We start from the raw sequence: 12,672 nt of genomic DNA, 5'->3' as shown, positions 1-12,672 counted from the left end.
CGCTTAATAGCTAAAGATTTTGCGATAAATCGCATGACTAAAAAAGGGAAGCTTAGGCTTCCCTTTTTGTTGCCTGTAAGAAAATATATTTTTTTTCGTTTGTTTTTCAAACAATGCTTGCAACTAAAAGTGTGATCTGTATAATGCAACGCACTGGTTAAGCCAGTTGTGAACCAATGAGCAGCGAGGAAAGTGCTGATTCCTACAGAGTAGGGTGAGTGCTTAGAATGAATACTCAGCTTATGTTCGCGGTTAATATTATTAGTCATTACTCTAATGAGTGATCGTTAGATGTAAATTCTAATATAAGTTAACTGACAATGTGTCCTAATTTTGGACCTATGGTTTCACATAAATCAATCGACATTCTCTCGTTCTTACGGGATTGAGTGGCGATATTGTTTGTGTATTTATTATTGGAGCTCTGTCTCATGCAGAACCAACGTATACGTATCCGCCTAAAAGCATTCGATTACAAATTAATCGATCAGTCTACAGCGGAAATCGTTGAAACAGCTAAGCGCACTGGCGCTCAGGTTCGTGGTCCTATTCCACTACCTACTCGTAAAGAGCGTTTTACTGTTCTTACTTCTCCTCACGTTAACAAAGACGCACGTGACCAGTACGAAATTCGTACTCACAAGCGTTTAATCGACATTGTTGAGCCAACAGATAAAACTGTTGACGCACTAATGCGTTTAGACCTTGCTGCTGGCGTTGATGTTCAAATTAGCCTAGGTTAAGGGGAGATTATTATGATTGGTCTAGTCGGTCGTAAAGTGGGCATGACCCGCATCTTTACCGAAGAAGGCGTTTCTATCCCAGTAACAGTAGTTGAAGTTGAAGTTAACCGTGTTTCTCAAGTGAAAACTGTAGAAACAGATGGCTACAACGCAATTCAAGTTACTTGTGGTTCTAAGAAAGCTAACCGCGTATCTAAGCCTGAAGCTGGTCACTTTGCGAAAGCAGGTGTTGAAGCAGGTCGCGGTCTTTGGGAATTCCGTTTAGAAAGCGGTGAAGAATTCGCAGTTGGCGCTGAGCTAAGTGTTGAAATCTTTAACGAAATCAAAAAAGTAGACGTTACTGGTACATCTAAAGGTAAGGGCTTCCAAGGCGCTGTTAAGCGTTGGAACTTCCGTACTCAAGATATGACTCACGGTAACTCTTTGTCTCACCGTGCTCCGGGTTCAATTGGCCAATGTCAAACTCCAGGTCGCGTATTTAAAGGCAAAAAAATGGCAGGTCACATGGGTGCTGAGCGTTGTACGACTCAAAACCTAGAGATCGTACGTGTTGACGCTGAGCGCAATCTGCTTCTTATTAAAGGTGCAGTACCAGGCTCAACAGGTGGCAACGTGATCGTTAAACCAGCTGTTAAAGCATAACGTCTTAGGAGTATGTAATGGAACTAATGGTTAAAGGTGCTGCGGCACTAACTGTTTCCGAAACTACTTTCGGACGTGAGTTTAACGAAGCTCTTGTACACCAAGTAGTTGTTGCTTATGCAGCAGGTGCTCGTCAAGGTACTCGCGCTCAAAAAACACGTTCAGAAGTATCTGGCGGTGGCGCTAAGCCATGGCGTCAAAAAGGTACAGGCCGAGCTCGTGCGGGTACTATTCGTAGCCCAATCTGGCGTTCAGGTGGTGTTACTTTTGCTGCGAAACCACAAGATCACAGCCAAAAAGTAAACAAAAAAATGTACCGTGGTGCTCTTAAGAGCATTCTTTCTGAGTTAGTTCGTCAAGATCGTTTGATCGTTGTTGAAGACTTCTCAATTGAAGCACCAAAGACTAAAGAGCTAGTTGCTAAGCTTAAAGAGCTTGAGCTTAACGATGTTCTTATCGTAACTGGCGAAGTAGATGAGAATCTATTCTTAGCTGCTCGTAACCTTTACAAAGTTGACGCACGTGACGTTGCTGGTATTGATCCAGTAAGTCTAGTTGCATTCAACAAGGTTCTAATGACTGCAGCTGCAGTTAAGCAAGTTGAGGAGATGCTGGCATGATCAGTGAAGAGCGTCTACTAAAAGTTCTACGTGGTCCTATTATCTCTGAAAAAGCAACGATGGCTGCTGAAGGCAATAACACTATTGTTTTCAAAGTAGCAATCAATGCAACTAAAAAAGAGATTAAAGCAGCAGTAGAAAAGTTGTTTGAAGTTGAAGTTAAGTCTGTAAATACCCTTATTACTAAGGGCAAGACCAAACGTCAAGGTGCACGCCAAGGCCGTCGTTCAGACGTGAAAAAAGCGTACGTAATCTTGAAAGAAGGTCAAGACCTAGACTTCGTTGGCGGCGCGGAATAACAGGAGTAGTTAAAAATGGCTATTGTTAAATGTAAGCCGACTTCCCCTGGTCGTCGTCACGTTGTAAAAATCGTTAACGCTGACCTACATAAGGGTAAGCCATACGCACCTCTTTTAGAGAAAAACTCTAAATCTGGTGGTCGTAACAATAACGGTCGTATTACAGTACGTCACGTTGGTGGTGGTCATAAGCAACACTACCGTCTAATTGACTTTAAACGTACTAAAGATGGCATTCCAGCTATCGTTGAACGTTTAGAATACGATCCAAACCGTAGTGCAAACATTGCACTAGTTCTGTTCGCAGACGGTGAGCGTCGTTACATTATCGCACCAAAAGGTCTTAAAGCCGGCGATACAGTACAATCAGGTGTTGATGCGCCAATCAAAGCAGGTAACTGCTTACCATTGCGCAACATCCCAGTAGGTTCTACTGTTCACTGTGTTGAATTAAAACCTGGTAAGGGCGCGCAAGTTGCACGTTCTGCTGGTGCATACGCACAAATCATTGCTCGTGATGGCGCTTATGTGACATTACGTCTACGCTCTGGTGAGATGCGTAAAGTTCTTTCTGAAGGTCGTGCGACTATCGGTGAAGTTGGTAACTCTGAACACATGCTACGTGAGCTAGGCAAAGCCGGTGCTACACGCTGGCGCGGTGTTCGTCCAACGGTACGTGGTGTTGCAATGAACCCAGTGGATCACCCACACGGTGGTGGTGAAGGTCGTACATCAGGCGGTCGTCACCCAGTATCACCTTGGGGTATGCCAACTAAGGGCTTCAAGACTCGTAAGAATAAATCTACTGACAAGTACATTGTACGTCGTCGTAACAAATAATCTATAAAGAGGAATCGCCATGCCACGTTCTCTCAAGAAAGGTCCTTTTATTGACCTACACTTGCTGAAGAAGGTAGAGAAAGCGGTGGAAAGCGGAGACAAAAAGCCTATTAAGACTTGGTCCCGTCGTTCAATGATCATTCCAACTATGATCAACTTGACCATCGCTGTCCATAATGGTCGCCAGCATGTACCAGTTTTCGTTACAGAAGACATGATTGGTCACAAGCTGGGCGAATTTGCACCTACTCGTACTTATCGTGGCCATGCTGCAGATAAGAAAGCTAAAAAGCGTTAGGAGGTAGAATATGGAAGCTATTGCTAAACATCGTTTTGCCAGCATTTCTCCACAAAAGGCTCGCTTAGTTGCGGACCAAATTCGTGGGAAATCAGTAGACCAAGCTCTTGAAATTCTTACTTTCAGCAACAAAAAAGCTGCAGTATTAATTAAGAAAGTTGTTGAGTCTGCTATCGCAAACGCTGAACACAACGAAGGTGCAGATATCGACGATCTAAATGTCGCTAAAATCTTCGTAGACGAAGGCCCTATCATGAAGCGTATTATGCCTCGTGCTAAAGGTCGTGCAGATCGCATCTTGAAGCGTTCAAGCCACATCACTATCGTTGTAGCTGATCGTTAAAGACTAGGAGATTAAGCAAATGGGTCAAAAAGTACATCCTAATGGTATTCGTCTTGGCATCGTTAAGCCTTGGAATGCTACATGGTTTGCTAGTAGCCAAGAGTTCGCTGACAACCTAGACGGCGACTTCAAGGTACGTCAGTATCTTACTAAAGAACTGAAAAAAGCATCTCTATCACGCATCGTTATCGAACGTCCTGCTAAGAGCATCCGTGTGACTATTCACACAGCTCGTCCAGGCGTTGTTATCGGTAAAAAAGGTGAAGACGTAGAGAAACTACGCGCAGGCGTAGCAAAAATCGCAGGTGTTCCAGCGCAAATCAACATTGCAGAAGTTCGCAAGCCTGAGCTAGACGCTCAACTTGTAGCTGACAGCATTGCTTCTCAACTAGAACGTCGTGTTATGTTCCGTCGCGCTATGAAGCGTGCGGTACAAAATGCAATGCGTCTAGGCGCTAAAGGCATCAAAGTACAAGTAGGTGGCCGTCTAGGCGGTGCTGAAATCGCACGTTCTGAGTGGTATCGTGAAGGTCGTGTACCTCTACATACTCTACGTGCTGACATTGATTACGCAACTTCTTCGGCTCACACTCAATACGGTGTGATCGGCGTTAAAGTTTGGATCTTCAAAGGTGAAGTTCTAGGCGGTATGCCAGCTGCTAATGCAGTAGAGCCTAAGGCTGACAAGCCTAAGAAGCAGCGTAGAAGCCGTAAGTAAGGAGCTGACTGATGCTACAACCAAAACGTACTAAGTTCCGTAAGGTTATGACTGGTCGTAACCGTGGCCTTGCTAAAGGTACTGAAGTAAGCTTCGGCGACTTCGGTCTTAAAGCTGTAGGCCGTGGTCGTCTAACTGCTCGTCAGATTGAAGCGGCTCGTCGTGCTATGACGCGTCACATTAAGCGTCAAGGTCAAATCTGGATCCGTGTGTTCCCAGACAAACCTATCACAGAAAAACCGCTTGAAGTTCGTCAAGGTAAGGGTAAAGGTAACGTTGAGTACTGGGTAGCCCAAATCCAACCTGGAAAGGTTATGTACGAAATGAACGGCGTACCTGAAGAGTTGGCACGTGAAGCGTTCCGCCTAGCGGCACGTAAACTGCCTATCAAAACTACTTTTGTAACTAAGCAGGTGATGTGATGAAAGCACAAGATCTACGCGAGAAAAACGTTGAAGAGCTTAATGAAGAGCTTCTGAATTTGCTACGTGAACAGTTTAACTTGCGCATGCAAGCTGCGACTGGTCAACTACAGCAAACTCATACTCTGAAAGCTGTACGTCGTGATATCGCACGTGTTAAAACTTTACTGAATGAGAAGGCTGGCGCATAATGAGCGAGAAAATTCGTACTATGCAAGGTCGTGTAGTTAGCGACAAAATGGACAAGTCTATTGTTGTTGCTATTGAACGCATGGTGAAACACCCGATCTACGGTAAATACATCAAGCGCACGACTAAGCTTCACGCACATGATGAAAACAACGAGTGTGGCCTAGGCGATACTGTTGAGATTCGTGAATGTCGCCCACTGTCTAAGACTAAATCTTGGACTTTGGTAAACATTGTAGAAAAAGCAAAAGCTTAATTTGTTGATTCTATAGCGATTCTAAGCGGCTCCGAACTTTTTTTGGAGCCGTTTATTTTTAGACTACCTTTATTTAAAATATGGTGATATAATCCCCATCCCTTTTAAAGAGGCAGCCCGACCCGTGATGGGTCTAGTTTTAAATATTTAGCGGAGCACTAACAATGATCCAAATGCAAAGTACACTTGACGCTGCAGATAACTCTGGTGCGCGCAAGGTAATGTGTATTAAGGTTCTGGGTGGCTCTCACCGCCGTTATGCACATATCGGAGACATCATTAAAGTTACTGTTAAGGAAGCAATTCCTCGCGGTAAAGTTAAGAAAGGTGATGTTCTGAAGGCGGTAGTAGTGCGCACTCGTAAAGGCGTTCGTCGCCCAGACGGTTCTATCATTCGCTTCGACCGTAATGCTTGCGTATTGTTGAATGACACTACTGAGCAACCAGTCGGTACACGTATCTTTGGTCCAGTGACTCGTGAACTTCGTAATGCGAAATTCATGAAAATTGTTTCACTAGCACCAGAAGTTCTGTAAGGAGCGGTAAGATGGCAGCTAAAATCCGTCGTAATGACGAAGTAATCGTTCTTGTCGGTAAAGATAAAGGCAAGAAAGGTAAAGTAACTAAGGTTCTTGAAACTGGTAAAGTTATCGTTGAAGGTATCAATCTTGTTAAAAAGCACCAAAAGCCTGTACCGGCTCTTGGTCAGCAAGGTGGTATTGTTGAGAAAGAAGCAGCAATTGATGCTTCTAACATCGCAATCTACAACGAAGCTACTGGTAAAGCGGACCGTATCGGTTTCCGTTTTGAAGAAGGCAAAAAAGTGCGTTTCTTCAAATCAAACGGCGAAACCATTTCTAACTAATAGATAGAAGCAATTTGGAGTTCTACTATGGCGAAACTGCATGATTACTACAAGTCGTCTGTAGTCGCTGAGCTTACCAAAGAGTTCAGCTACTCAAGCGTCATGCAAGTCCCTAGGGTTGAAAAAATCACCCTAAACATGGGTGTTGGTGAAGCAATCAATGATAAGAAGCTTCTAGAAAACGCTGCTGCCGATATGGCAATTATCTCTGGTCAAAAACCATTGATTACTAAAGCGCGTAAATCTGTTGCTGGTTTTAAAATCCGTGAAGGCTACCCAATCGGTTGTAAAGTAACCCTACGTGGCGAACGTATGTGGGAATTCTTAGAGCGTTTAATCTCTATTGCACTTCCACGAGTACGTGATTTCCGTGGTGTTAGCGCGAAGTCTTTTGACGGTCGCGGTAACTACAGCATGGGCGTTCGCGAGCAAATCATCTTCCCTGAGATCGACTATGATAAAGTTGATCGTGTACGCGGTCTTGATATTACTATCACGACGTCTGCGAATACAGATGCGGAAGGCCGAGCTCTGCTGGCTGCCTTTAACTTCCCATTCCGTAAGTAAGGTGAAGGGTTACTGTTATGGCTAAACAATCTATGAAAGCACGTGAAGCTAAACGTGCAAAACTTGTAGCTAAGTTCGCTGAAAAGCGTTCGGCGCTAAAAGTTCTAATTAGCGATGTAAATGCTTCTGAAGAAGAGCGTTGGGATGCAGTTCTTAAACTGCAAGCTCTACCTCGTGATTCAAGTGCATCTCGTCAGCGTAATCGTTGCAACCAAACTGGTCGTCCACACGGTTACCTACGTAAGTTCGGTTTAAGCCGTATTAAGGTTCGTGAAGCTTGCATGAAAGGCGAGATTCCGGGTCTTCGTAAGGCTAGCTGGTAATTGCCACTTAATCATTTGGAGTAAATCATATGAGCATGCAAGATCCGATTTCGGATATGCTGACCCGCGTTCGCAACGGTCAATCAGCAAATAAAGTTGCTGTTAAAATGCCTTCTTCAAAGCTTAAAGTTGCAATTGCTGCACTACTTAAAGCTGAAGGCTACATCGCTGACTTCGCTGTTGAAGGCGAAATCAAACCTGAGCTAGAAATCACTCTTAAGTATTTCCAAGCTAAACCAGTTATCGAGCAAATCCAACGAGTTTCTCGTCCAGGTCTTCGTGTATACAAGAAGAACGACGCGTTACCATCTGTTATGGGTGGTCTTGGTATTGCTGTTGTTTCTACATCAAAAGGCCTAATGTCTGATCGCGCTGCGCGTAAAGCTGGTCTTGGTGGCGAAATTATCTGCTACGTAGCTTAATAGGAGTAGGATATGTCTCGTGTTGCTAAAGCACCCGTAGTAATTCCTGCTGGCGTAGAAGTTAAACTGAACGGCCAGGAAATCACTATTAAAGGTGGTAAAGGTGAACTAACTCGCGTACTTAACAGTGCTGTAGTTGTTTCACAAGAAGATAACACTGTTGTATTTGGTCCTCGCGAAGGCGTGGCTAATGCTTGGGCACAAGCTGGTACAGCTCGTGCACTAGTTAACAACATGGTTATCGGCGTTAATGAAGGCTTTACTAAGAAGCTAACTCTTAAAGGTGTAGGTTACCGTGCTGCTATGAAAGGCAACTCTGTAGCTCTAACTCTTGGCTTCTCACACCCAGTAGAGCACGCTCTACCAGAAGGTATTAAAGCTGAGTGTCCAACTCAAACTGAGATCGTTTTAACTGGTTGCGATAAGCAAGTAGTTGGTCAAGTTGCTGCGGATATTCGTTCATACCGTCAGCCTGAGCCTTACAAAGGCAAAGGTGTTCGTTACGCCGATGAAATCGTGCGTACTAAAGAAGCTAAGAAGAAGTAGGGTATCACTATGGATAAGAAAGCATCTCGCATCCGTCGTGCTACACGTGCACGTCGTAAGATTGCTGAACTGTGTGCAACTCGCCTTGTAGTACACCGTACTCCGCGTCATACGTACGCTCAGGTAATCGCACCAAACGGCTCAGAGGTTATCGCTGCCGCTTCTACTGTAGAAAAGGCAATCCGTGAGCAAGTTGGAAACACTAGCAACAAAGCTGCAGCTCAAGCAATTGGTAAATTAATTGCAGAGCGCGCTATCGAAAAAGGCATTACTAATGTTGCTTTCGATCGTTCTGGTTTCCAATACCACGGCCGAGTAGCGGCGCTAGCAGATTCTGCTCGCGAAGCTGGTCTGAAATTCTAAGGTAGGGTTGGAAGATGGCTAAAGAACAACAACAAGCTACAGATTTGAACGAAAAGCTAATTGCTGTTAACCGTGTTTCTAAAACGGTTAAAGGTGGTCGAATCTTTAGCTTTACTGCACTAACAGTTGTTGGTGACGGTAATGGTCGTGTAGGTTTCGGTTACGGCAAAGCTCGTGAAGTACCTGCAGCGATTCAAAAATCAATGGAAAAAGCACGTCGTAACATGTTTACGATTGCACTTAACGAAGGTACTCTTCACCATTCTGTTAAAGGTCGCCACACTGGTTCAAAAGTGTACATGCAACCTGCTTCAGAAGGTACAGGTATCATCGCAGGTGGTGCTATGCGTGCAGTACTAGAGGTTGTGGGTGTCCGCAACGTTCTAGCAAAAGCTTACGGCTCTACTAACCCAATCAACGTTGTTCGCGCAACGATTGCTGGTTTAAGTAGCGTTAAGTCACCTGAGATGGTAGCTGCTAAGCGTGGTCTAACTGTTGAATCTATTTCGGAGTAAGTACCATGTCTAAAACTATCAAAGTAACTCAGACTAAAAGCTCTATCGGTCGCCTACCTAAGCACATTTTGTGCCTTAAAGGTCTAGGTCTTCGTCGCATCAACCATACAGTAGAAATTGAAGATACACCGTGTAACCGCGGCATGATCAACAAAGTTTACTACATGGTTAAGATTGAGGAGTAATCAGAAATGCGTTTGAATACTCTATCACCGGCTGCTGGCTCTAAACCTTCTAAGAAGCGTGTAGGTCGTGGTATCGGTTCTGGCCTAGGTAAAACTGGTGGCCGTGGTCACAAAGGCCAAAAATCACGTTCTGGCGGTAAAGTTCGCGTTGGTTTTGAAGGCGGTCAAATGCCTCTGAAACAACGTTTACCTAAATTTGGCTTTACTTCACGTAAGAGCCTAGTAACTGCAGAAGTTCGTCTAAGCGAGCTATCTAAAGTTGAAGGTAACGTTATCGATCTAAACAGCCTTAAAGCTGCTAACGTAATCACTAAGAACATTGTGTTCGCGAAAGTTGTACTTTCTGGTGAAATCGCTACTGCTGTAACTGTTAAAGGTCTACGCGTAACGAAAGGCGCTAAAGCTGCGATTGAAGCTGCAGGCGGTAAGATCGAGGAATAATCCTCGAAGGATGAGGTACAATGGCAAAGAAACCAGGAAAAGAAGTAAGTAGTGCACAGAACGGCCTAGCTGAACTGAAATCGCGTCTGTTATTTGTTATAGGTGCGCTTTTAGTGTTCCGAGCTGGCTCATTTGTGCCAATTCCTGGGATTGACGCTGCTGTCCTTGCTGATCTTTTCGAACAGCAACAGGGTACCATCATTGAACTGTTTAACATGTTTTCTGGTGGTGCGCTGTCTCGTGCCTCAATTCTTGCTTTAGGTATTATGCCGTATATTTCGGCATCTATCGTTGTTCAACTGTTAACAGTTGTTCATCCACCTCTAGCAGAGTTGAAAAAAGAAGGTGAGTCTGGACGTCGTAAGATTAACCAGTACACACGTTATGGCACCTTGGTGCTGGCTACATTCCAAGCAATTGGTATTGCAACCGGTCTACCAAGCATGATTCCAGGGTTAGTTGCTAACCCTGACATGATGTTCTATCTGACAGCTACAGTAAGTTTAGTAACTGGTACCATGTTCTTAATGTGGTTAGGTGAACAAATTACTGAGCGTGGCATTGGTAACGGTATATCTCTGATTATTTTCACAGGTATCGTTGCTGGTTTACCACCGGCTATCGGGGAAACGATTCAGCAGGCGCGTCAAGGTGAACTGCACGTGCTTCTTCTATTACTAATTGCAGTTTTATCATTTGCAGTTATCTACTTTGTAGTGTTCATGGAGCGTGGTCAACGTCGTATCGTCGTTAACTATGCGAAGCGTCAGCAAGGCCGTAAGGTATTTGCAGCTCAAAGTACTCACCTTCCATTAAAAATAAATATGGCTGGTGTGATTCCTGCAATTTTTGCATCAAGTATTATACTATTCCCTGGGACATTGGCTCAGTGGTTTGGTGGTAATGGTGAAGGAACATTCGGTTGGTTAACTGATGTTTCCATGGCGTTAAGCCCTGGTCAACCGTTATATGTAATGCTTTATGCAGCAGCAATTATCTTCTTCTGTTTCTTCTATACAGCGTTGGTGTTTAACCCGCGTGAAACAGCAGATAACTTGAAGAAGTCTGGTGCATTCGTACCCGGAATCCGCCCAGGTGAACAGACTACGAAATATATTGATAAAGTAATGACTCGTCTAACCTTAGCTGGTGCGATGTATATCACCTTTATCTGTCTGATTCCCGAGTTTATGATGATAGCTTGGAACGTACGCTTCTATTTTGGCGGTACTTCCCTACTAATCGTAGTTGTTGTTATCATGGACTTTATGGCACAGGTTCAGACTCATCTGATGTCTCAACAGTATGAGTCCGTGTTGAAGAAGGCCAATCTGAAAGGCTACGGCCGTTAATTTCAGATTCCAATTTTACGGAGTTTAGCAATGAAAGTTCGTGCTTCCGTTAAAAAAATCTGCCGCAACTGTAAAGTTATTAAGCGCAACGGTGTTGTGCGTGTAATTTGCGTTGAACCAAAGCATAAGCAACGCCAAGGTTAATTAGCAGAAATTTTTACTTGATATATTAAGTTAGGCCGAGTATTATTCTCGGCCTACCTTTTGTGTGCAAAAGAAGTAGTTATAGTCGCAACGTATCCTCAACGGGCTTTGTTGCGGCTCTTCTTAAGAAAAAGTACTAGGAGTGAATAGTGGCCCGTATAGCAGGCATTAACATTCCTGATCATAAACATGCAGTAATCGCTTTAACAGCGATCTACGGAATCGGTAAGACTCGCTCTCAAGCTATTTTAGCTGCAGTGGGTATTGCTGAAAATGTTAAGATCAGTGAACTGAATGATGAGCAGATTGATATTCTGCGTGATGGTGTTGCCAAATACACTGTAGAAGGCGACCTACGTCGTGAAGTATCGATGAACATTAAGCGTCTAATGGACCTTGGTTGTTATCGTGGTCTTCGTCACCGTCGCAGTCTACCGTTACGTGGACAGCGTACTAAAACCAACGCACGTACCCGTAAAGGTCCGCGCAAGCCGATCAAAAAATAATCGGATAAGGTAGAGAGTACAATGGCAAAACAACCTACTCGCGCTCGTAAGCGCGTTCGCAAGCAAGTAGCGGATGGCGTAGCGCACATCCATGCTTCTTTCAACAACACAATCGTAACCATTACTGACCGTCAAGGTAACGCACTAGCTTGGGCTACTGCAGGTGGTTCTGGTTTCCGTGGTTCTCGTAAATCTACGCCGTTCGCTGCACAAGTTGCTGCTGAGCGTTGTGGTGAAATGGCCAAAGAATATGGCGTTAAGAACCTTGAAGTTATGGTTAAGGGCCCTGGTCCTGGTCGTGAGTCAACTATCCGTGCATTAAACGCTGCTGGATACCGCATCACAAATATTGTTGATGCTACTCCGATCCCTCATAACGGTTGTCGTCCACCTAAGAAACGTCGCGTTTAAGTTTCGTTTCTAGGAATATTGGAGAAAGAACATGGCAAGATATTTGGGTCCTAAGCTGAAGCTTAGCCGTCGCGAAGGCACAGATTTATTCCTTAAATCTGGTGTACGTGCGATCGATACCAAGTGTAAAATTGATAACGCTCCAGGTGTACACGGCGCTCGTCGCGGTCGTCTATCTGAATATGGCGTTCAGCTTCGTGAGAAGCAAAAAGTTCGTCGTATGTACGGCGTTCTAGAAAAACAATTCCGTAACTACTACAAAGATGCTGCTCGTATTAAAGGCAACACTGGTGAAAACCTACTTCAACTTCTTGAAGGTCGTCTAGATAACGTAGTTTACCGTATGGGCTTTGGCGCTACACGTGCTGAATCTCGTCAACTAGTTAGCCATAAGTCTATTCTAGTTAATGGTAAAGTAGTTAACGTTCCTTCTTTCAAAGTTGCGGCGAACGATGTTGTTTCTATTCGTGAAAAAGCTAAACAGCAATCACGTATTAAAGCTGCTCTAGAAGTTGCTGAACAACGCGAAAAACCAACTTGGATTGAAGTAGATGCTGGCAAAATGGAAGGTACGTTTAAGCGTCTTCCTGAACGTTCTGATTTGTCTGCCGACATCAACGAACACTTGATCGTCGAGCTTTACTCTAAGTAAGGCTTAAATA

The 12,672-nt window shown here is 44.2% G+C and carries 27 protein-coding genes; 26 read left to right on the top strand and 1 reads right to left on the bottom strand.

Translation table 11 applies throughout. The features are described from left to right. Positions 1–269: hypothetical protein (locus PVK71_RS15740; RefSeq protein ID WP_274419788.1), on the bottom strand; the 269-nt coding region annotated here is incomplete at its 3' end. Between the two features lie 162 nt (positions 270–431). Here PVK71_RS15740 and rpsJ point away from each other — a divergent pair. From rpsJ to rpsD, 26 genes are all read left to right on the top strand, one after another. After that, a complete protein-coding gene (gene rpsJ, locus PVK71_RS15735; RefSeq protein ID WP_005417222.1) occupies positions 432–743 on the top strand; it encodes a 30S ribosomal protein S10 in 312 nt (103 codons plus the stop codon). A gap of 12 nt (positions 744–755) precedes the next feature. Then, positions 756–1,385, top strand: coding sequence for a 50S ribosomal protein L3 (gene rplC / locus PVK71_RS15730; protein WP_060993968.1), 630 nt, complete (start codon positions 756–758; stop codon positions 1,383–1,385). 17 nt (positions 1,386–1,402) lie between these two features. Next, on the top strand, positions 1,403–2,005 hold the full coding sequence (gene rplD / locus PVK71_RS15725; protein ID WP_274419790.1) for a 50S ribosomal protein L4: 603 nt from the start codon (positions 1,403–1,405) through the stop codon (positions 2,003–2,005). Beyond that, a complete protein-coding gene (gene rplW / locus PVK71_RS15720) occupies positions 2,002–2,304 on the top strand; it encodes a 50S ribosomal protein L23 (RefSeq protein WP_130045879.1) in 303 nt (100 codons plus the stop codon). Before rplD ends, rplW begins: the two co-directional genes overlap by 4 nt. Before the next feature lie 15 nt (positions 2,305–2,319). Then, positions 2,320–3,144 (top strand): 50S ribosomal protein L2, encoded by an 825-nt coding sequence (rplB, locus tag PVK71_RS15715; RefSeq protein WP_012549153.1) that lies wholly within the window; start codon positions 2,320–2,322, stop codon positions 3,142–3,144. 19 nt (positions 3,145–3,163) lie between these two features. Continuing rightward, positions 3,164–3,442: a 30S ribosomal protein S19 gene (gene rpsS, locus PVK71_RS15710; protein ID WP_012549154.1), complete on the top strand. Its 279-nt coding sequence runs from the start codon at positions 3,164–3,166 to the stop codon at positions 3,440–3,442. A gap of 10 nt (positions 3,443–3,452) precedes the next feature. Beyond that, on the top strand, positions 3,453–3,785 hold the full coding sequence (rplV, locus tag PVK71_RS15705) for a 50S ribosomal protein L22 (protein WP_045103050.1): 333 nt from the start codon (positions 3,453–3,455) through the stop codon (positions 3,783–3,785). A 19-nt stretch (positions 3,786–3,804) separates the two neighbouring features. Continuing rightward, positions 3,805–4,503 carry a 30S ribosomal protein S3 gene (gene rpsC / locus PVK71_RS15700; RefSeq protein WP_045103049.1) on the top strand — a complete coding sequence of 233 codons (699 nt, stop codon included), beginning with the start codon at positions 3,805–3,807 and terminating at the stop codon, positions 4,501–4,503. Positions 4,504–4,514: 11 nt separating this feature from the next. Further along, a complete protein-coding gene (rplP, locus tag PVK71_RS15695) occupies positions 4,515–4,925 on the top strand; it encodes a 50S ribosomal protein L16 (protein WP_005417237.1) in 411 nt (136 codons plus the stop codon). Further along, positions 4,925–5,116: a 50S ribosomal protein L29 gene (gene rpmC / locus PVK71_RS15690; protein WP_005417238.1), complete on the top strand. Its 192-nt coding sequence runs from the start codon at positions 4,925–4,927 to the stop codon at positions 5,114–5,116. Before rplP ends, rpmC begins: the two co-directional genes overlap by 1 nt. Next, a complete protein-coding gene (gene rpsQ / locus PVK71_RS15685; protein WP_130048646.1) occupies positions 5,116–5,370 on the top strand; it encodes a 30S ribosomal protein S17 in 255 nt (84 codons plus the stop codon). The genes rpmC and rpsQ overlap by 1 nt, the downstream gene beginning before the upstream one ends. 164 nt (positions 5,371–5,534) lie before the next feature. Continuing rightward, complete coding sequence (gene rplN / locus PVK71_RS15680) at positions 5,535–5,906, top strand: 50S ribosomal protein L14 (protein ID WP_005417241.1); 372 nt, start codon at positions 5,535–5,537, stop codon at positions 5,904–5,906. A gap of 11 nt (positions 5,907–5,917) precedes the next feature. Continuing rightward, positions 5,918–6,235 carry a 50S ribosomal protein L24 gene (gene rplX, locus PVK71_RS15675; RefSeq protein WP_130045881.1) on the top strand — a complete coding sequence of 106 codons (318 nt, stop codon included), beginning with the start codon at positions 5,918–5,920 and terminating at the stop codon, positions 6,233–6,235. A 27-nt stretch (positions 6,236–6,262) separates the two neighbouring features. After that, positions 6,263–6,802: a 50S ribosomal protein L5 gene (gene rplE / locus PVK71_RS15670; RefSeq protein WP_130045882.1), complete on the top strand. Its 540-nt coding sequence runs from the start codon at positions 6,263–6,265 to the stop codon at positions 6,800–6,802. Between the two features lie 17 nt (positions 6,803–6,819). Then, the gene (gene rpsN / locus PVK71_RS15665) at positions 6,820–7,125 is read left to right on the top strand and encodes a 30S ribosomal protein S14 (RefSeq protein ID WP_130045883.1); all 306 of its coding nucleotides are present in this window, start codon (positions 6,820–6,822) and stop codon (positions 7,123–7,125) included. Between the two features lie 29 nt (positions 7,126–7,154). Continuing rightward, the gene (gene rpsH, locus PVK71_RS15660) at positions 7,155–7,547 is read left to right on the top strand and encodes a 30S ribosomal protein S8 (protein ID WP_130045884.1); all 393 of its coding nucleotides are present in this window, start codon (positions 7,155–7,157) and stop codon (positions 7,545–7,547) included. 12 nt (positions 7,548–7,559) lie between these two features. Further along, on the top strand, positions 7,560–8,093 hold the full coding sequence (gene rplF, locus PVK71_RS15655; RefSeq protein ID WP_130048647.1) for a 50S ribosomal protein L6: 534 nt from the start codon (positions 7,560–7,562) through the stop codon (positions 8,091–8,093). 9 nt (positions 8,094–8,102) lie between these two features. Continuing rightward, entirely contained in the window at positions 8,103–8,456 is a 354-nt protein-coding gene (gene rplR, locus PVK71_RS15650) for a 50S ribosomal protein L18 (protein WP_130045886.1), read from the top strand. Between the two features lie 14 nt (positions 8,457–8,470). After that, the gene (gene rpsE / locus PVK71_RS15645; RefSeq protein ID WP_045103039.1) at positions 8,471–8,971 is read left to right on the top strand and encodes a 30S ribosomal protein S5; all 501 of its coding nucleotides are present in this window, start codon (positions 8,471–8,473) and stop codon (positions 8,969–8,971) included. A 5-nt stretch (positions 8,972–8,976) separates the two neighbouring features. After that, positions 8,977–9,156, top strand: coding sequence for a 50S ribosomal protein L30 (rpmD, locus tag PVK71_RS15640; protein ID WP_130045887.1), 180 nt, complete (start codon positions 8,977–8,979; stop codon positions 9,154–9,156). Positions 9,157–9,162: 6 nt separating this feature from the next. Beyond that, the gene (rplO, locus tag PVK71_RS15635) at positions 9,163–9,597 is read left to right on the top strand and encodes a 50S ribosomal protein L15 (RefSeq protein ID WP_274419792.1); all 435 of its coding nucleotides are present in this window, start codon (positions 9,163–9,165) and stop codon (positions 9,595–9,597) included. Between the two features lie 20 nt (positions 9,598–9,617). Next, positions 9,618–10,949, top strand: coding sequence for a preprotein translocase subunit SecY (gene secY / locus PVK71_RS15630; RefSeq protein ID WP_130048648.1), 1,332 nt, complete (start codon positions 9,618–9,620; stop codon positions 10,947–10,949). Positions 10,950–10,979: 30 nt separating this feature from the next. Next, positions 10,980–11,093: a 50S ribosomal protein L36 gene (rpmJ, locus tag PVK71_RS15625; protein ID WP_005417265.1), complete on the top strand. Its 114-nt coding sequence runs from the start codon at positions 10,980–10,982 to the stop codon at positions 11,091–11,093. 149 nt (positions 11,094–11,242) lie between these two features. After that, a complete protein-coding gene (gene rpsM / locus PVK71_RS15620; protein ID WP_274419793.1) occupies positions 11,243–11,599 on the top strand; it encodes a 30S ribosomal protein S13 in 357 nt (118 codons plus the stop codon). 21 nt (positions 11,600–11,620) lie between these two features. Further along, positions 11,621–12,010: a 30S ribosomal protein S11 gene (gene rpsK / locus PVK71_RS15615; protein ID WP_005303517.1), complete on the top strand. Its 390-nt coding sequence runs from the start codon at positions 11,621–11,623 to the stop codon at positions 12,008–12,010. 31 nt (positions 12,011–12,041) lie between these two features. Further along, positions 12,042–12,662 (top strand): 30S ribosomal protein S4, encoded by a 621-nt coding sequence (gene rpsD, locus PVK71_RS15610; protein ID WP_045103035.1) that lies wholly within the window; start codon positions 12,042–12,044, stop codon positions 12,660–12,662. Positions 12,663–12,672: the final 10 nt, after the last annotated feature.

This window comes from Aliivibrio sp. S4MY1 (genome assembly GCF_028765545.1).
In the GTDB taxonomy this organism is placed as follows: Bacteria; Pseudomonadota; Gammaproteobacteria; order Enterobacterales; family Vibrionaceae; genus Aliivibrio.
Note: the sequence above shows the minus strand (reverse complement) of the source record. Positions and strands in the feature narration are given on the sequence as shown.